Raw genomic sequence first — 17,887 nt, 5'->3', positions numbered from 1 at the left:
TTTATTTATTTAAGAGAATTAACGAATTGTAAACGATTCATTGTAAAATTTGTAGAGAAAAAGGTAAGGTTCCTTGTATTTCTATTTCTTGAAATCATTTTATAGTATATTTTTCACCCATCTACTTTCTCACGATTGTCCCGTCTCGGGAAATTAAGTGACAAGGGTTCAACTCACTTCCTATTCCCAAACGGACTCATATCCAATATATAAAACAGTGTCTTTCTAAAGTCCTGTTGAGTTTTGCCGCCAACATATATAGCCACACATTGCACAACATGTGTCATTTCAATAGGAGCTTTAAATGGACATTATCCTTCAAGGTCAACATAATGCTATTGAAACCGTTGAGAGTCTGGAGAGGGTTCTGAAATTATTTAAAGAGCGTTACCAGGTTGATGGATTTCGTGAGATACATTTGACTGTGACTTTAGTTGATGAACAGGGTGATGAGGTGGAGTTGGTTGATAGTGAGACGAATCAACCTTATCGAATTTTTGAGGTTTATCGTAAAGGATATGAATTGGCTGGAAGAAAAGGGATTCCAATGTTGCAGTTGGTAGTTGATAATACGCACAAATAGATTATTCTCTCTGGTGCTTTTTAAATAAGCCTCATATTCTGGATAAGGAGTCCATTATGATTATGGCATTGCTAGCCATAATACTCACGTTAATTTTGGTGATTGGTATACATGAATTGGGGCATGCATTGGCAGCCCGTTTGTTTCAGGTCAAAATTAGTAAAATTTCTATAGGATTTGGAAAACCATTAATTCAGTGGCAAACCCAAAGTGGATGTAACTGGATCTGGGCAATGTGGCCTTTGGGAGGGTATGTTCAACTACTGAATTCACGGATTAGCCCAGTAAAGCCGCAAGAAAATGCTTATTGTTTTGATAAGAAACCAGTTTGGATTCGTGTGGTGATTTTATTGTCAGGAGCGATTGCAAATCTTGTTACTGCATGGATAGCTTTGGTGTTGGTTTTTTATATTGGCATTAGCTATAAATTACCCCAAATTCAATCGGTAAAACCGGATAGCCTTGCTGCAAAGACAGGCATTCAAGCAGGCGACCAATGGGTTGCTGTAGAGAGTTACCCTACTGATTCCTGGCAGGGGGTGGGTATGCAGTTGGTGATTCATTGGGGGCAAAAGAATGTTCAAATTGTTTTAAGACAAGCGAATCAGCAATTAAAAAAATTGAGTCTTGATTTAAGTCAGATCGAATTTACTTCAAAAGATGGTTCTTTGCTAGAGAGTATGGGGATCAAGCCTGATTTGTCAGCAGTTTCTAGTCTGAAGCGTTATCCATCTCTACTGGCTTCAATGCAAAAGGCGTTTGATGAGATAATCCATACAATGTACTTTTTTATAATGATTTTGAAACAATTGTTTCTCGGGATTATTCCTTTTTCTATTTTACTTGGACCTTTGGCTATTTTTTCTGTTTCTGTGGCCTCCTTAACTCAAGGCGTTATCGTTTTTCTCTTGTTCATAGCCACTTTGAGTCTGGCGGTAGCCTTGGTCAATTTATTTCCTATACCCGGCCTTGATGGAGGAAGTATTTTATACTCGGTTATAGAGAAAATTCGCGGAAAACCCGTCTCGGTTGCTATGGAAGTCTTGTTGCATCGTTTGATGGTCATTCTATTTTGTGTATTGCTAGTGCATTTATTAATGAATGATTTGAATCGATATTTGCACCATTGACAGTTTACTTATGAACATGGTGTTATCTTTTAATTTTTAGCTACAGCCCTTGCGCAACAACATATATCTACTCTCTTAACCCCGGCATTTTTTAATGTATATGCCATTTCATTGGCTGTGCTTCCTGTGGTTAATAAGTCATCTACAATCATGACGTGTTCATAAGTTACAGGCGACACATAAAAAGCATGATGCAAATTTTTCCTTCGTTGTTCTCCATCGAGGTTGGCTTGTGAAGCGGTATTGATTACTTTTCGGCAATGGTATAAGTCATAAGGGATCTTTAATTGACGAGCTAATAATTTGGTTAATACAGCAGCTTGGTTAAATCCCCTTTGCTTTAATCGTTTGGGATGCATGGGAACAGGAATTAGACAGTCTGGTTTAAATGCGTTTTGTGGCAAGGCATTAAGAAGCAATTGCTTTAGAAACGAGGCCAGATAAAGGCCATTATGGTATTTAAACTGGTGTATTAAACTACGCAGAGGTTCTTCAAAACGATACGCTATATAGGCCTTATCAAAGAGAGGCCTTTTTTTAATGCAGTGACCACAAACCAGGTAGGTATCATCAGAAAGGGGGTAGGCGCAGTATTGACAGGAAGGTCCGAGTTGTTTCATATATTCCATGCAATAAGAGCAAATTGCAAGTTGGCTTTTGTGAAGCTGGTTGCAAAGAGTGCATATTGAAGGCAAACGTAAGTTCTGTGTTATACTTAAGAATTTTTGGAGCACGATAGTTGGATTTCCAGCATATAACTTTTCCCTGGTCTTTATAATGACGGTCAACAAAGAAATAAGCAAGGCATTTAGCAAACATGCCGATGACTATGAGCGTGTTGCCAAAGTACAAAAAGAAATAGGCAGTCGTTTGTTTGAACGATTACAATATTTAAAAATTACTCCTCAACGAATTCTGGATTTAGGGTGTGGGCCGGGTTTTTTTTCAAAAGAATTGGCTTTGTTATATCCCAAAGCGCAGATTGTTGGAATGGATTTGTCGTTCGCCATGTTAGAACAAGCCCGGAAAAAGCAGAGTTGGCGTCGTAAGTGGCCTTTAGTTACTGCTGATATGCAGCGAATGCCCTTTGCTACTGGCATTTTTGATTTGGTATTTGCTAACCAGGTCATTCACTGGAGTAGCTCATTAGGATCTGTTTTTCGGGAAATTAATCGTGTAATGAATGTCAACGGATGCTTGATGTTTACTACATTAGGCCCTGATACCTTCAAAGAATTACAAACAGCCTGGTCTGCTGCTAATCAATATGCCCATGTTAATGAATTTATTGATATGCATGATATTGGAGATTGCCTGCTTGCAGAGCATTTCATGGATCCGGTTATGGACATGGAATTACTCTCTATACATTACGATACTTTACACCAATTGCTCTTGGCCCTAAAAACTCAAGGGGTCAGAAATATTAATCCTAAACGAAATCATGGATTGACAGGTAAAAGTGCTTGGCAACAATTTGAAACACAATACGCTGCCATGCGAACTGCTAACGGGAAATATCCCTTAACTTATGAAGTGGTTTATGGGCAAGCCTGGAAGGGTGAGCAACGTAAAATGGAGCAAGGCATAGAAACCTGGATTCCTGTTTCACGTATTGCCAAAAAATCCTAGTTTAACACAGATATAGCTTGGTTTGTCCAGTACATCAATGGTGTCAAGACAAATTGCTGCGATTTTGTAATTGTTTGGTTAATTCAATTAATGCAGCCGCTTTACTACCAAATAACTGCAGAGAGTCCATTGCAATTTGATAATGAACAGCAATTTCTTCTTCTAATTGTTGTTTGCTAAATAGGGTAGCAAAGGTGTTTTTTTGGTTTGCTTGATCCGAAGAGCGCCCTTTACCCAATATTTGAGTTGGAGCGTAGAGATCCAGGTAATCGTCTTGCATTTGAAATACAAGCCCTATATGTTTTCCATAAGTTCTTAGTGCGGATTTGATTTGTTCTGATACCAAATGCTGTGCTGCTAAAACCATGTCAAAACATGCCAGGATCAATTTTCCAGTTTTCAAAAGATGAATTTCTCTTAATTGCTCCTCAGTGATCGATGAATTGGCCAGTTCTGATAAATCAAGACTTTGACCACTAACCATTCCACTGATTCCACTGGCATTCACTAATAATTGAGTAATGGCTACGACTTGTGTTGCGGGGAGCAGGGGCGATAATCTGGTCAATACGACCTCAATTGCAAAAGCCTGCATACCATCACCAACTAAAATAGCAGTTGCCTCATCAAATGCCTTATGACAACTGGGCTTACCTCGGCGTATATCGTCATTGTCCATCGCCGGAAGATCGTCATGAATCAGGGAATAGCAATGTGTTAATTCAATCGCCGCTGCAATAATATCCAGAACTTCCTGGTCAACATCAATTAAATCCCCAGCTAAATAAACCAAAATGGGTCTTATTCTTTTGCCCCCTGAAAATAAAGCATAATGCAGTGCGGAGCGAATTTTGGGAGCTGGTATTATCGTTTCATCGAGCAGTTGTTTGAGATAAAGCTCATGTCTTTGGGTATAGTTATCAATCACTTGTTTGTTCATCTGGGTCGAGTTCAAAGTTGGAATCAGTACTGGTTAAGGTTTCAATTTTTTGCTCTGCCTGATTCAAAGCATTTTGGCAACGTCTTGCAAGGCTAATTCCTTTTTCAAATTGTTTCAGCGATTCTTCAAGGGTAAGCTCTCCCTTTTCCAGTTGCCGGACAATTTCTTCGAGTTCAGTGATTGATTGTTCGAAATGTATGCCTTTACTCATAACTGTTTTCCAAGGCGATAAAAGGTGTGATTATACTGAGTTAATATGAGGATTCAACTTCTGAATGGAAGTAAATGGAAAATCAACGAGGAAAGCTTGCTGGCAGCTTCTGGTTTGATAAAGGAAATCCAGTGCTTAATGTTGGGCTTTGCTTACTTAATATCAAAGACCAACATTGAGTAGTGAACAGCGTTTAAAATCCGAATGCCTTGTCAAAATCTATATCAACTTCCTCAGTCTTTGTATTTTTATTCTTAGTAGTGAAGAAGGCGGGGCTGTGTTTCATAGATGTATCGTGTTGTTGAATCTGGTCTCGACATTGATCTTTTAACGCAATCATTTCTTCATACAAAGCACGGATTTCAATTTTCAAGCGATCAACCACTTCACTGCCGCCTTTGTAAATTGTGGTTAGAGAACCCATTTTGACAAAGTGTTCTGTATGGGCGTTTTCCAGGAATTTTAGTTGCGCTGTTAAAGAGGAGGACTCTTTTGCTTTCGCTATTTGGTCTTCCATATACTCCTTTAATCTAGTAAGTTCTGTTACTGGATTTTGTCCTTTTTTGAAAGCAGGCATGATTTTGACCTCACATTTTAAAATAATCCCTTAGGTTAAGTTAAATCAAAAACAAACAATTGAAAAGCAAATATTCTCATATTCTTTTTTATTAGATAAGTATTAATGCATAGTGCTGGGTATTGAATTAATCAATTTAAAATGAAGTCATATTGTTTGTCGGATAAGTCTGCGGGAATCAGGCGCAATTGGAGAGCAAGATCTTTTTGGCATTTGCTGGTCAAGAGGCAGATTGGATTCTATAAAAAAACCTGACATTCGCATTTAAACATCGTGAAGCCAAGCGAATGTCAGGCTTTTGTTTGAGGTTTAATTATTGGGGTGATGAAGCAGTTTGACGAAGCCCCAAATCTTCTTCAGCTTTTTCTACCGCTTTAGCTGAATCTGGGCGTGCATAAGCGAAGAAACCTTGTTGACCACCAAATGTAAAGATGGTAATCACAGCATTGCCTAAGCACTTTAAAAGATTTTTCAGGTAGTCCCCCCAGCCTAAGTCTTTTTCTAAAACCGGTTTAGCTATTTTTACTGCATCTTGACAAGCTAATTTAAATTTTCTTCCAGCAAGTTCTTGAGAAAATTCATTGGCTCTTAAGTCTCGTTCATACTCATCGCGAGCAGCTATAAGACTTTTGAGCAGTGTATTTGCTGTGTCGTGTGCTTTTTTATACTGGTGTTGATCGACTCTGTCTATTTTGAGTGTGAGTTCTTGAAGAATTCCATCAACTTTCTGGAGAGCTTGATTTATAGTTTCTTCCTGTTGATTTTCAAGCGTAGGTTTTTCTTCTTCATATTGCTTAGCAAGTTTTTGCTTTTCTTCTTCAAGTTGCTTTTCCAGTTTCAATTGTTCTTCGCGCTGTTGTTCCAGCTTACGCATTTCTTCTTTAGCCTGTTTGCGTTGCTCTTCTAATTTTATTTGAAATTCACCAACCAGTGTTTGTGGATGGTTATGACTAAATTGATCACGTAAAGGTTCATAAAGTTTTCTTACGTCAATCTTTAGCTGTTCAACTTGCTCATTTCCACCTTTGTAAATTTTTGATAGTGAACCCATTTTATCATCGTACTCATTCAAAGTGTCTACGAGTAACTGATCTATTTCCTGTTCTGTGGTTGCTTTTTTAATTTTTGATGTTTGCTCTTCCATGTACGCCTTAAGTTCAGTTAAACCTTTAACTGGATCCTGACCTACGGTGAATTTTGCCATAATTTTATCCTCGGTTTTTATAAAAAAATCACTTCGGCAAATAATAAGGCAAGATAGTGTTTTTGAAAAGTAAAGTTTTAATAAATATTTCGTAAATTGAGTGCAATAAGAGAAAAGGGGCTATTCAAGATGAGATAAGTCTTGGTTCGTTTAAAAAATTATTTAAGGTAAATATTTTCAACGCGAGTTATCATGAATGGTATCAAATCAAATGCTTTAATCAAGGCAAAAATTATGAAAGTGAAAACCCAATTTGTTTGTAATCAATGCGCGGCCGTTTTTAAACAGTGGGCAGGACAATGCACTCAATGTGGTGCCTGGAATTCCATTGTTGAAGAAGGGATTGTGCCAGAAAGCAGGACTTTACGAAGTGGGCAATGGGCAAATCAACGTTCTGTCATTACTTCCGTCGAAGACGTCGTCATGGATAAAATAGTGCGTATGGACTGTGGCATATCCGAGCTCAATCGGGTTTTAGGAGGCGGTCTGGTTTATGGCTCGGTTGTTTTGATTGGAGGGGATCCGGGGATCGGTAAATCTACCTTGCTGCTGCAAACTCTCGCTAATTTATCCATGCAAGAAACAGTATTGTATGTGACAGGGGAAGAGTCATTACAACAAGTTGCCATGCGTGCCCAAAGATTGGGATTGCCTTTGGCTGGATTGCGGCTATTAGCAGAAACACAGGTTGAATCCATCATTGCTCAAGCTCAAAAGGAAAGACCGCGCATTATTGTCGTCGATTCGGTACAAACCATATTTACTGAAGCCATAAGCTCTGCGCCGGGAGGAGTTAGTCAAGTGAGGGAATCAGCGGCACAATTGGTGCGTTATGCCAAGATGAGCAATACGGCGGTCTTCCTGGTAGGTCATGTCACCAAGGAAGGAACATTAGCTGGACCTCGAGTATTAGAACATATGGTGGATAGTGTTCTCTATTTTGAAGGGCAGAACGATAGCCGTTTCAGGGTCATTCGCGCCATTAAAAATCGTTTTGGCGCAGTCAATGAATTAGGTGTATTTGCCATGACTGACAAAGGTCTGAAGGAAGTAGCCAATCCCTCAGCTATTTTTTTATCTCGTCAACCTGAACCTACACCAGGCAGTGCAGTGATGGTGACATGGGAAGGTTCAAGGCCTATGCTGGTAGAAGTACAGGCATTGGTTGATGAGGCCCACGGCCAGCAAGCGAAACGCGTTACTGCAGGGCTAGAGCATAATCGCCTGGCGATTTTGTTAGCCGTTTTACACCGCCATGGAGGCATTGCTACTTACGATCAAGACGTTTTTATCAATGTAGTCGGGGGGGTAAAGGTAACGGAAACAGCGAGTGATTTGGCGTTGTTGGCGGCAGTGATTTCCAGTTTGCGTAATCGTATATTTGATAGTGAAACCATCATATTCGGTGAAGTGGGATTGGCAGGAGAAATCAGACCAGTGCAAAGTGGTCAGGAACGCATTAAGGAGGCTATAAAACATGGATTCAAGCGTGCTATAGTTCCTTTTGCCAATGCCCCCAAGCAGCAACTGGATTCTATGGTGATAGAGCCGGTTAAACATTTGCGAGATGTATTGGAGAAAATGTGAGTTATCAAAAAGCAAGCATGCCTGAATACAAGGTGAATGAAGACATCATCCACGATTTTAATCACGATGGTGCTGTGTGTCTTCGCCAATTTTTAAATGCGGATGAAATTGCTATCCTAAAGGAAGGCATAGAATTTAACTTATCTTCCTTAAGTTCCCGTGCCAAGGTAGCTAGCAGACCAGATGATCCTGGCTATTTTGTTGAGGATTTTTGTACCTGGCAAAAAAATCCTTTTTATCAGCGAATTATCTTTGACACGAATTTAGGAGCAGTTGCCGCTCAAATTATGCAAAGCAAAACAGTCCGGTTGTATCATGATCATTTGTTGGTAAAGGAACCAGGGACACGTCAGGTTACACCCTGGCACCAGGATCAACCCTATTATAATATTGAGGGAAGACAAAACTGCAGTTTCTGGATCCCGGTGGATCCTGTCAGTCGTTCTTCAACTCTGGAGTTTGTAGCCGGTTCTCACTTGGGCCCCTGGTTAATGCCAAGAACCTTTTTAGACAATCAGGCAAAATGGTTTCCTGAAGGAAGTTTGCAGGAGTTGCCTCCTATAGAAGAGGCACGAGCGAGGTATCCAATTATTGGATGGGAAATTGAGCCCGGAGATGTTGTCTGTTTTCATATGCTGACTTTACATATGGCAAGAGGAGTCGAGGGAAGGCATAGAAGGAGAGTATTTTCTGTGCGTTTTTTAGGTGATGATATTACGCATGCTCCCAGGGCATGGACTACTTCACCTGATTTTCCTGGTTTGACGGACGAATTACCAGCAGGCACAAGTATGGATCATCCCTTATTTCCATGTTTAACCGTTTGAGGATTAATATTACAAGGAGTAATTATGACGTTACCTATGGAGTTAAAAAGCAAGTTCATTCAAATTCTGAATCAAAACAAGATCTCTCATTCTGTTGGTTGGTCTAACTACATGGAGAGTGTTAATAATCCAGCTGCTATTGTAGTCGAAGTTAAGAATGAAAAAGAGGTTCAGACAGTTATTAAAGCGATTAAGGAATTGAATTCTGACAGGGAACCCGAAGAGAAGGTGACTGTGCGGGCTACTGCTGGATGGACTGATAAACCCGGTAATAGCTGTTGTTTTTTTCCTTGGAGCGAAGCTCAAGAGAGTCAGTACAATGAAGGGTTTTCTTTTTCTCAAGTTGTAGGGGGTAAAGCATTTCCTGATACGGCAGGTACCGATGTAATTATCCGTTTTGCAAAAAAATTTCATCACGCAAAAGTGATTGGCCCATTAAAGAACCCTCCTGTTTTTAATCCAGACAATCCCATCCATAAACTTCCTGTGACTTTGGTGGAAGTGAGTGCAGGGATGCAAGTGGCTGATTTTGCCGATTTTTTGCGAAATCATCAATTATCCTTGTCAACTGTGAGCATGATTTCCTGGGTGACTCCTGTTGGTTTGGCTGGAACAGCGGGACATGGTACGGGGCGTGATGAACCGGCATTCAGTGGCTTAATTGAATCAGTGACAGTTTGTGATATGGATGGCAATCTGCGTGAAATAAATTCCGACCATCCTGACTTTAAAGATTTGATAGGTGGTCATAGCGGGTTGTTGGGCATTGTCGTCAGCATGAAATTACGGACGGTTAAGGCCTTCAATTTATGTGAAACAATAGAATTATTCCCCAATACCAAAGCAATGACAGGCAAGTTAAGTAATATATTAAAGAATAATCAATACATCAGTATTATGGGAATGCCAAGTTACGGATGTCCAGAATCGGATAAACTGGTTTCCAAATGGCAAATTCGTCAATGGAATTATACGACAGACAAACCAGGCAAAAAGGAAAAAGCGCCCTATGATCCAGACATTCGTTCTTTTGCTCAAGAGTTACAAGTTCGTATTGGTGCCTCAGTGATGGACTTTTTACTGGATTCAGGATTAAAGCATTTATTACCTTCTTTTATGTTGCTGTCCGCAGCAGTAGTCACAGGTACTCGTGGTACTGCACCCAAAGTAGATTATGAAAATCATATTACCCATCCCCAGGTAGCTTTTCCAAAAGAGATGAGGGATGTGAGTTATTTGATTCCAGTCAAAGACGACGAAGCAGGTAAAAAATTGGAGCTGATTTTACAAAAAATGGAAGCCATGTTGAACGAGGCGGGTAGTAAAGGGGAGTTTCCTGTCACTTATGCGATTTATGTCCGTTATATTAAGGGTACTAACGGCGGATTATCAACCAGTTTTACTTCGTCAGATGAAGAGCGTATTTTAGCGATAGACGTAGTCACTCATCCTGAAGCACCAGGGATTACAAATTTTGAAAAGGGATTCATGTCTTTCTTAAAAGAGATGAATATTACTCCCAGAAATCATTTGGGAAAAAATTTTCCCGCGGGCATAGTTCATTATGATCAGTTTTTGGGTGTGGAGAGGGTGTCAAAGTATAAGCAGGCATTGGAGAGATTCTATTGCACTCCCGGAAAGGACGATGGTACTGAGCGTCTGAGCATGTCTCCTTTTTATACTCCTTATTTGCAAGGCATGTTATCTCCAAGTGTACTAAGCAATCAATTAATTGATAACGATAAAAACGAGCAACGTGTGGAGAGGTTGCATGAAGAGCACTCTGATCTCGAGTGCGCTGAGTTTTTAAGTAAATTATATGCTGAGGTATCGAGGATGGGCATGTCTTCAGAAGAAGCTCTTACCGCAAAAAAAGGTTTTTTAGAAGTTTGTAAGGCGGAATTGGAGCATAGGAACAGTCAACTGGAAACCCCTGTACCTCTATTGAGTTAAACAATCAGAAAAATAATCAAAAAACAGAACTTAGCAAATTCAGGAGTCTCTACTAAACTTAAGAATATAATAATATTTTGAGTTAACTTATGGATATTACTCCTTTTTTTAAGCTCATGGTGGATAAAGGTGCCTCAGATTTGTTTTTCAGTGTCGGGGCGCCGCCGAATATTAAAATCGAAGGAGTCACGTCACCTGTTGGCCAGGTACCTATCAAATCGAATCAAATGGCAGAAATTGTTTTATCTATTATGAATGACGCACAGCAAAAAGAATTTGAGTCGAAAATGGAGCTCAATATGGCTTTTTCGTTAGCTGGGGTAGGACGTTTCCGCATCAATTTATTCAGGCAACGTGGTGAAGTGGCTATGGTAGTGCGTTACATCAAGGGCGAAATACCTTCTATAGAAGATTTAAATCTTCCCCAAATTTTAAAGTCTTTGGTTTTGGAGTTACGAGGTTTAGTATTAGTTGTTGGATCTACGGGCTCAGGTAAATCAACTACTCTGGCCGCAATGATCAACCACCGCAATGAAAATCACAGGGGGCACATTTTAACAATAGAGGATCCTATTGAATATATACATCAGCATAAAAAATCAATAGTTGATCAACGTGAGATAGGTATTGACACTCTAAGCTATGACAATGCGTTGAAAAATGCAATGAGAGAAGCACCTGATGTGATATTAATTGGTGAAATTCGTGATCTTAACTCAATGAAACACGCCATAGCCTATGCTGAAACAGGACATTTGTGCATTTCTACTTTGCATGCCAATAACGCCAATCAGGCGCTGGATAGAGTGATTAATTTTTTCCCTGATGAGGCAAGACAACAAATATTGTTAGATTTATCTCTTAATTTAAAAGCAATCATTTCATTACGTTTGATACCAGGAATAGATAATCAGCGTGTCGCAGCGGTGGAGATCTTGATTAACTCTCCATATATTTCTGATTTGATTGAAAAAGGGAAGATAGACGATATTAAAGAAGTTATGGCGAGAAGTACGGAACAAGGAATGCAGACTTTCGATCAGGCTTTGTTTAATTTATATAAAGAAGGAAAAATTACCAAAGAGAATGCGATTAAGTACGCTGATTCAAAAAATAATGTGGGTTTACAAATTCGCTTGGGTGAAGAAAAAAACTTTAATGTCCAAGATGAGAACCTACAAATACAACCCGATGATTTGGATAAAATTTGATACCTTGTGTATTTTTTTTGTACATTGTTTTGATTGGAACATTGTGATAAAATTATAGTCTAATTTATTGGTTTTTATTCCGGTCTATGCCTAGAGTTTATAATCTTAAAGATATTTATCTGGGTGCCCCTTCTTTTTCAGGGCATGAAGTTTATCTTGATGCGGTTTATTATCCTTCTGATCCGTCTGAAAAACATTTTAGAGTTATTTATAAGAAAAATAAGTTTGGTAATGCTAACTTATCTCGCATGGAAGTGGCATTTAGTCAGTTAGCTCGATTATTTTTAGATAATGGATTAACTTCTTTTCAAAAAATGGTAGTGAATGATGCTAATAAAGTACAGGGATTGATAGTAGAGCATTTAAATTATGTGATTGAAAATAAAGAAGGATTGAAGCAGCCGTTTTATACATTGAATGCTCCAAGGAATGGGTGTGACTATACTGAAAAGCAGGTGACTAGCTCAAATGAGATACCTTTCTATTTCCTGGATAAATTGCCTCAAGGTTTTTTTAATCAATTACTGGCGGCAGAAAAAAATAATAAATTGAGCATAGATTATGCCTCTTTGGCAAGTATATTGGCAACTTCGTACACGTTGGAAGAGGATGATTTGCATAAAGGGAATTTTGGTTTTTATTTGGTGAAGAAAAAAGGAAAACCGCGAGTTGTCTTTTTCAAAATCGATCATGATTTAATGTTTGTTGACAGCATCATGTCATTTACAACAAGAAGATTCTGCCATTTGTTTGATGGATGTGGTGCTTTTGATATCACTGAAGAAGACTTGTTGAAATTTCCTAATTTAAAATACTCTGCTAATGGTTATTGGCCAACCAAAACCAGCTTTTTTTATAAACCTTGGGATAATAAAGATTATCGTACTTATGCTGAAATTCAGGCTTTTGCTGACTTAGCTAAAGTGGAGGAATTTAACAAAGCTAAATGGCGGTCTTTTTACAAGCATATTTTAATATCTCAGTCTCAAATGGAGGTCACCTTAAAGGCCTGTTTTGATGAGAATAATTCTTCAGACAGGGCACATATTTCTCTAGTCATTCAAGCGATGCTGGCTAGACAGGCGCGTTTGAAGGCGATGCTATTCTCTCTACAAGACTTTCGTGATTTTATTCTTTCCCAAAATGGAAAAGAACGAGATTTATTATGTCATGAAATCCTGAATAACTTGCCAGAAGAAGAGAGATATTCTTTTGAAAATGAAATTAGACAATCCTTAGATTATAACCATAACCTTTGTTGTTCCGCTGTTTTTGAGGATGGGGATACTCCACTGCATATAGCAATGAAGTTAGGCGATTATCGTTATGACGAGACGATTGGCATGTATGGACAATTCATCAACACTAAAAATAGCTCAGGAAAAACTCCTTTGGATATCGCTTTGCAGATGGCTGGGCAGTCTAAAGCTCACCCTGCTGATGTGCGTAAAGATTATCGTTTTATTATGAAACATTTATTGGCTAATGGAGCCAATCGGACAAAACAGTTTGAAGAATTCGATAAAATTGAAAATATCAGATCCTATCAATTTCATACTCCTTATCTAAACAAAGCCATTAAGGCTAAAACTTATAATGAACTGAAAGAGGTGCTCAGGGATATTGGTGAAGACCATCAGTATTGCTTGAAATTCAAAAAGAGGTTGGCAGTGGAATGTATTTCTGAATTTATAAAGGCCAATCAAAACAATCTCAGTTTAAGAGGAATACTTTTAAAATTAAAAAAGGAAGTAGATGGTAAGGGAACAAAATCAGAAAATGCGCCTTTAATGTATATACGTCAATTGAGAAGTCGGCTATGGATTGTTCGTCAAATCAGAGGACTATATGGATGGTCTACAACGCAAGGCGAGATTGATTATATGATTGATAAGGAGTTGGCACGCCTGGACGTTAAAGATATAAAAAGACATTCATTATTTGATTCCAGGGACAGCAGTACTTTGGATAATGTATTTTTGGATATATCACTATCAAAAAATAAAATTTAAGTTCATTGTATTGAGGCAAAATACTAATTTATAGCAATATTATTAAGGCGCATAATACGCCTTAATAATATATGGATACTGGGTTGATTGTTAAATTAAGCCATAAATGATGGCTGAGATAGAAATAATCCCCATAATGGTAACAAATACGTTACTTATTTGATTGCTGTATTTTTTCATGGCTGGTACTTTAGCAATGGCATACATTGGCATGATAAATAACAAGACAGCTATGATGGGGCCTCCTAAGGTTTCAATCATTTTTAAAATATTAGGATTAATTGTAGCAACAGCCCAACAAGTCAGAATCATAAAGATTTCAATGATTCTATGCAGTGAGTTTTTATTAATTGTTTTGCCTGTTGTTGATTTTAATGATTTAACAATAATCCCACTTAAACCTTCTTTAGCACCTAAATAATGTCCCAGAAAAGATTTTGAAATGGCTATGAATGCAATAACAGGCGCAATATAGGCCATAATAGGAGTGTTAAAATGATTCGCCAGGTAAGATAAAATGGAAATATTTTGTTGCTTTGCTTGCAAAAGGTCTTGAGGTGACAGACTCAACACACAGCTAAATACAAAAAACATCACAGAGAATACCATCATCAAGTGACTATATTTCATAATTAATGAACTTTTCTCGTCAGCTTGCTTGCCATATTGCTGCTTTTGATTCACAGCAAAAGAAGAAATGATAGGAGAATGGTTAAAGGAAAAGACCATCACTGGAATAATTAACCATAAAGTCATTAATAAGCCATGGCCACCATTAGCATGTAAAGAGTTACTTTGGATAAAAATTGCATTATTCCAATTTGGAATTAAATAAAGGGAAAGCAGAAATAGAATAGTGGCAAATGGATAAACCAATACTGACATCGATTTGACAATAATTTCTTGTCCTAAACGCACGATACCCATTAATGCAAGGATTAATATGATTGCTAAAAGAGCTCGTGGTGGAGGGGAAATTCCCATTTGATTAATCAGGAAACTTTCTGTGGTATTGGTTATTGCGACACTGTACATCAGCAAAATGGGATAAATCGCAAAAAAGTACAGGATAGTCAGCATTTTACCCGCAAATGAGCCGAAATGCTCTTCTACAACATCGGTGATGTCATTGTGTGAGGATGAACCTGAAAGGACAAAACGACATAAAGCTCTATGAGAGTAATAAGTCATGGGGAAGGCGAGAACTGTCATGATGATTAATGGCCAAATGCCATTAAGGCCAGCATCTATAGGAAGAAAAAGGGTTCCGGCACCGATTGCTGTGCCATAGAGGCTTAACATCCAAATCGTATCTTGTTTTTTCCATTGCGATAGCTTTTCGTTGACTATCGGAGATACTATAGCTGCAGATTCATTTGATGACATGAAAAACATCCTCGTTTTAATACTAGTAAAATAGCGCCCCACAAGTTGATCAATATTAACACTACAAAGACAATATTTCAACAGTTGCGGCCTAAATCATATCCAACTGAAACGAACAAAGCAAGAGATTAATTTAAGGTAAGAAACAAGGCAACTGGCCTTGCCATCTTTAATAATTCACAAGGCTCATTCCGATCTTATTCTTTTAAATTGTTGCAAATGAATTCGTATTGTAATAAGAATGTTTCTTGAACAGGTTTAATTAATGGAGTAGTTATGAAACGAATCATTTTGTTTATGATCGCATGGAGTTTATTGAATTCAGCCTATCCTTCTCACTTACTTCCATCCCAAGCAAGCATTCTTTTTACTCTAGCCAATACAGAGCGTAGTGATTCATGCCCGGCTTTGCTGCATAGCGCAAAGGTTTTTGTTGATTATGACTATAACTTTGAGCGAAATATGGGGCTGGCTCATTTAAGGCAGTTACAATCGACGAAGTGGAGCGAAACACTGCATCCGCTCGGTTTAAGTAATTATTATGCATTTATGTCGGATATGAAGCCCAAAACAGTTCAGATTGAAGGGGGGGAGGTAACCATTTATCGAATTATTTTTCATTTGTATAAAAATGGTGATACCAGAATTTATCTTATGATTAATCAAGATGGTGAATGCATTATGAGTTCTGATATTGTGAATGTTAATTTGCAAAGAAAATAGTATTAATTTTAATGACAAATTCTCAAAAGCAGGGTTAATCTTGAGCGGATGCCAAATTATTTATTGACCTTGATTTTGTTTTCTGCCCCTTTTTTCATGACAATGATGCTAATACGCCGATTTTCAGGGTTGTAGGGATTTGCTTTATCGAGAAGAACAGTGGAAGAATAACCTGTGACAGTCATGACTTTGTTTTCATCCATGCCAGCTTTTATCAGTGCGCGTCTTGCTGCATTTGCTCTTTGCGCAGATAATTCCCAGTTGGTGTACTCCAACTCATCAGGATTATGATAAGGATTGGCATCAGTATGGCCTTGAATGGTTATTTTATTGGGTACAGAATTGAGTAGTTTTGCGATATTGGCAAGGATGGGCTCAATTTCGGGATTGATTTTATCAGAGCCCACATCAAACATCGGTTTTTTCTGATTGTCTATCAGTTGAATACGCAATCCATCGGAAACCACATCCATCAGGAGTTGTTTTTTTAGACCAGCAAGAGAGGGATCTTTTTCCATGCTTAAATTGATCTCTGCTTTCAACTCTTCAAGTTTTTTTATTTCATTCGCTTGAGATTCAACAATTTCTTTATCTTTTGCTATGCTCTCATTGATTAAAGGTTTATTAGTGGCAGAAACCTGGCCATCTGTGTCTTCAATATTAGGGCCTCCTCCTTTAATCGTTGCTTTTCTATTCCCCATACTTTCTCCACCAAACAGTGCTACTTTCATTGGTTGTTTAAAATACTCGGCAATACCTGCTTTTTGGGCTTTGTTTAATGAAGCAACTAACCACATGAGCAGAAAGAAGGCCATCATCGCAGTTACAAAATCAGCAAAGGCTATTTTCCATGAACCACCATGATGCTTATGATCATTTTTTTTGATTTTTTTAATGACAGGAGTAAAGTGAGCGGTTTTTTCTTTTTTTTCCCGTTTGTCCTTTTTTTCCAGATCATCTTTGATTGGGTCGCTGATATCGTTTATTTCGCTCATGGCTGTAACCTAACTGGACGTAGCTTCTGTTGTTTCAGAGTTTTGAGTTGTTGCTTGAGCGGTTTTGGCATTTTTTATTTCATCATTTAACTGATTAAATGAAGGTCTTTGTGACGTAAATAATACTTTACGGCCAAATTCAGTAGCAATAATAGGGGGATTGTTGTGCAAACTTGCCAGTATGGTAACTTTTATACATTGCAGCATTAATTGATTTTGATTGGCATTTTGTTCCATGGCGGTAGCGATAGGCCCAACAAAACCATAACCGATTAAAATACCTAAAAAGGTTCCCACTAACGCGTGGGCGATTAAAACTCCCAATTCAGAGGGAGGTAAGCTGATGGATTCCATGGTATGGACAACACCTAATACTGCTGCAACGATACCAAAAGCAGGCATGGCATCAGCCAGTTTGGTGATGGCATTGGCCGGGATCATTTCTTCTTCATGGTGAGATTCAATCTCCATGTCCATCAAGCTTTCCAATTGAAACGGCTGCATGTTTGAAGTAATAATCAATCTTAAGTAATCACAAATAAACTCTATTAAATGGTGTTTACTCATTAAATTAGGATAACTGGTAAAAATGGGGCTTTTATCTGGTTCGTCAATGTCAGTTTCCAGTGACATTAATCCTTGTTGCCGTGCTTTGCTGAGTAAATGATATAGAAGGCTTAACAAATCACTGGATGCTTGCTTTGCTGATTTCTGACCGCGAAATGTAGCAGGCAGAGCTTTTAGCACAGATTTTAAAACAGTAATATTATTACCAACGATAAAGGAACCTATAGCGGCCCCTCCAATTATCAATAATTCAACGGGTTGAAAGATAGCGGCGAGATGGCCGCCTGTCAGGCTGAATCCACCAAACACACAGAGTAGTATTACAATATAGCCTACTATAATTAACATA

17 protein-coding genes are annotated in these 17,887 nt (G+C 38.4%); 9 read left to right on the top strand and 8 right to left on the bottom strand.

Annotated features, from left to right (window positions below; all coding sequences use genetic code 11):
* Nucleotides 1-304 precede the first annotated feature (304 nt).
* Entirely contained in the window at nucleotides 305-583 is a 279-nt protein-coding gene (locus tag EL201_RS11715; RefSeq protein WP_027222429.1) for a hypothetical protein, read from the top strand.
* Between the two features lie 56 nt (nucleotides 584-639).
* A complete protein-coding gene (locus tag EL201_RS11710) occupies nucleotides 640-1,713 on the top strand; it encodes a M50 family metallopeptidase (protein WP_027222428.1) in 1,074 nt (357 codons plus the stop codon).
* A 29-nt stretch (nucleotides 1,714-1,742) separates the two neighbouring features.
* Here the strand turns inward: EL201_RS11710 and EL201_RS11705 are convergent, their stop codons facing one another.
* Entirely contained in the window at nucleotides 1,743-2,447 is a 705-nt protein-coding gene (locus EL201_RS11705) for a ComF family protein (RefSeq protein WP_231955058.1), read from the bottom strand.
* A 43-nt stretch (nucleotides 2,448-2,490) separates the two neighbouring features.
* On the opposite strand from EL201_RS11705, the gene bioC reads away from it, so the two are divergent.
* Nucleotides 2,491-3,345, top strand: a complete 855-nt coding sequence (gene bioC / locus EL201_RS11700) for a malonyl-ACP O-methyltransferase BioC (RefSeq protein ID WP_027222426.1) — start codon at nucleotides 2,491-2,493, stop codon at nucleotides 3,343-3,345.
* Nucleotides 3,346-3,388: 43 nt separating this feature from the next.
* On the opposite strand, the gene EL201_RS11695 is transcribed toward bioC, so the two are convergent.
* The 4 genes from EL201_RS11695 to EL201_RS11680 form a co-directional block, all read right to left on the bottom strand.
* Nucleotides 3,389-4,285: a polyprenyl synthetase family protein gene (locus tag EL201_RS11695; protein ID WP_027222425.1), complete on the bottom strand. Its 897-nt coding sequence runs from the start codon at nucleotides 4,283-4,285 to the stop codon at nucleotides 3,389-3,391.
* Nucleotides 4,266-4,496, bottom strand: coding sequence for an exodeoxyribonuclease VII small subunit (locus tag EL201_RS11690; RefSeq protein WP_027222424.1), 231 nt, complete (start codon nucleotides 4,494-4,496; stop codon nucleotides 4,266-4,268). Before EL201_RS11690 ends, EL201_RS11695 begins: the two co-directional genes overlap by 20 nt.
* 193 nt (nucleotides 4,497-4,689) lie before the next feature.
* Entirely contained in the window at nucleotides 4,690-5,073 is a 384-nt protein-coding gene (locus EL201_RS11685; protein WP_027222423.1) for a hypothetical protein, read from the bottom strand.
* Nucleotides 5,074-5,386: 313 nt separating this feature from the next.
* Nucleotides 5,387-6,277: a lpg2327 family Dot/Icm T4SS effector gene (locus EL201_RS11680; protein ID WP_027222422.1), complete on the bottom strand. Its 891-nt coding sequence runs from the start codon at nucleotides 6,275-6,277 to the stop codon at nucleotides 5,387-5,389.
* Between the two features lie 234 nt (nucleotides 6,278-6,511).
* Here EL201_RS11680 and radA point away from each other — a divergent pair, with 234 nt between their 5' ends.
* From radA to ankK, 5 genes are all read left to right on the top strand, one after another.
* On the top strand, nucleotides 6,512-7,864 hold the full coding sequence (gene radA / locus EL201_RS11675; RefSeq protein WP_050598309.1) for a DNA repair protein RadA: 1,353 nt from the start codon (nucleotides 6,512-6,514) through the stop codon (nucleotides 7,862-7,864).
* Nucleotides 7,861-8,691 carry a phytanoyl-CoA dioxygenase family protein gene (locus tag EL201_RS11670; RefSeq protein WP_027222420.1) on the top strand — a complete coding sequence of 277 codons (831 nt, stop codon included), beginning with the start codon at nucleotides 7,861-7,863 and terminating at the stop codon, nucleotides 8,689-8,691. The genes radA and EL201_RS11670 overlap by 4 nt, the downstream gene beginning before the upstream one ends.
* 24 nt (nucleotides 8,692-8,715) lie before the next feature.
* Nucleotides 8,716-10,644, top strand: coding sequence for an FAD-binding oxidoreductase (locus tag EL201_RS11665; protein ID WP_027222419.1), 1,929 nt, complete (start codon nucleotides 8,716-8,718; stop codon nucleotides 10,642-10,644).
* 89 nt (nucleotides 10,645-10,733) lie between these two features.
* Nucleotides 10,734-11,855 (top strand): PilT/PilU family type 4a pilus ATPase, encoded by a 1,122-nt coding sequence (locus EL201_RS11660; protein WP_027222418.1) that lies wholly within the window; start codon nucleotides 10,734-10,736, stop codon nucleotides 11,853-11,855.
* Nucleotides 11,856-11,941: 86 nt separating this feature from the next.
* Nucleotides 11,942-13,867, top strand: coding sequence for a Dot/Icm T4SS effector AnkK/LegA5 (ankK, locus tag EL201_RS11655; RefSeq protein ID WP_027222417.1), 1,926 nt, complete (start codon nucleotides 11,942-11,944; stop codon nucleotides 13,865-13,867).
* Between the two features lie 90 nt (nucleotides 13,868-13,957).
* On the opposite strand, the gene EL201_RS11650 is transcribed toward ankK, so the two are convergent.
* The gene (locus EL201_RS11650; RefSeq protein WP_027222416.1) at nucleotides 13,958-15,253 is read right to left on the bottom strand and encodes a serine/threonine transporter; all 1,296 of its coding nucleotides are present in this window, start codon (nucleotides 15,251-15,253) and stop codon (nucleotides 13,958-13,960) included.
* 276 nt (nucleotides 15,254-15,529) lie between these two features.
* Between EL201_RS11650 and EL201_RS11645 the strand changes: the two genes are divergently transcribed.
* On the top strand, nucleotides 15,530-15,976 hold the full coding sequence (locus tag EL201_RS11645) for a hypothetical protein (RefSeq protein WP_027222415.1): 447 nt from the start codon (nucleotides 15,530-15,532) through the stop codon (nucleotides 15,974-15,976).
* A gap of 56 nt (nucleotides 15,977-16,032) precedes the next feature.
* Here the strand turns inward: EL201_RS11645 and motB are convergent, their stop codons facing one another.
* Both motB and motA read right to left on the bottom strand, forming a co-directional pair.
* A complete protein-coding gene (gene motB / locus EL201_RS11640) occupies nucleotides 16,033-16,971 on the bottom strand; it encodes a flagellar motor protein MotB (protein WP_027222414.1) in 939 nt (312 codons plus the stop codon).
* Between the two features lie 9 nt (nucleotides 16,972-16,980).
* Entirely contained in the window at nucleotides 16,981-17,886 is a 906-nt protein-coding gene (gene motA, locus EL201_RS11635) for a flagellar motor stator protein MotA (RefSeq protein WP_027222413.1), read from the bottom strand.
* Nucleotide 17,887: the final 1 nt, after the last annotated feature.

Source organism: Legionella pneumophila subsp. pascullei (assembly GCF_900637585.1).
Classification (GTDB): Bacteria; Pseudomonadota; Gammaproteobacteria; order Legionellales; family Legionellaceae; genus Legionella; species Legionella pascullei.
This window is presented reverse-complemented; position numbering and strand designations above follow the sequence as displayed.

Bases quoted from the DNA above. Each gene is read 5' to 3' on its own strand.
- EL201_RS11685 (WP_027222423.1), bottom strand. From the start codon at position 5,073: ATGCCTGCTTTCAAAAAAGGACAAAATCCAGTAACAGAACTTACTAGA.
- motA (WP_027222413.1), bottom strand. From the start codon at position 17,886: ATGTTAATTATAGTAGGCTATATTGTAATACTACTCTGTGTGTTTGGT.
- EL201_RS11690 (WP_027222424.1), bottom strand. From the start codon at position 4,496: ATGAGTAAAGGCATACATTTCGAACAATCAATCACTGAACTCGAAGAA.
- EL201_RS11715 (WP_027222429.1), top strand. From the start codon at position 305: ATGGACATTATCCTTCAAGGTCAACATAATGCTATTGAAACCGTTGAG.
- EL201_RS11660 (WP_027222418.1), top strand. From the start codon at position 10,734: ATGGATATTACTCCTTTTTTTAAGCTCATGGTGGATAAAGGTGCCTCA.
- EL201_RS11645 (WP_027222415.1), top strand. From the start codon at position 15,530: ATGAAACGAATCATTTTGTTTATGATCGCATGGAGTTTATTGAATTCA.
- EL201_RS11665 (WP_027222419.1), top strand. From the start codon at position 8,716: ATGACGTTACCTATGGAGTTAAAAAGCAAGTTCATTCAAATTCTGAAT.
- EL201_RS11710 (WP_027222428.1), top strand. From the start codon at position 640: ATGATTATGGCATTGCTAGCCATAATACTCACGTTAATTTTGGTGATT.
- EL201_RS11680 (WP_027222422.1), bottom strand. From the start codon at position 6,277: ATGGCAAAATTCACCGTAGGTCAGGATCCAGTTAAAGGTTTAACTGAA.
- EL201_RS11695 (WP_027222425.1), bottom strand. From the start codon at position 4,285: ATGAACAAACAAGTGATTGATAACTATACCCAAAGACATGAGCTTTAT.
- motB (WP_027222414.1), bottom strand. From the start codon at position 16,971: ATGAGCGAAATAAACGATATCAGCGACCCAATCAAAGATGATCTGGAA.
- bioC (WP_027222426.1), top strand. From the start codon at position 2,491: ATGACGGTCAACAAAGAAATAAGCAAGGCATTTAGCAAACATGCCGAT.
- ankK (WP_027222417.1), top strand. From the start codon at position 11,942: ATGCCTAGAGTTTATAATCTTAAAGATATTTATCTGGGTGCCCCTTCT.
- EL201_RS11650 (WP_027222416.1), bottom strand. From the start codon at position 15,253: ATGTCATCAAATGAATCTGCAGCTATAGTATCTCCGATAGTCAACGAA.
- radA (WP_050598309.1), top strand. From the start codon at position 6,512: ATGAAAGTGAAAACCCAATTTGTTTGTAATCAATGCGCGGCCGTTTTT.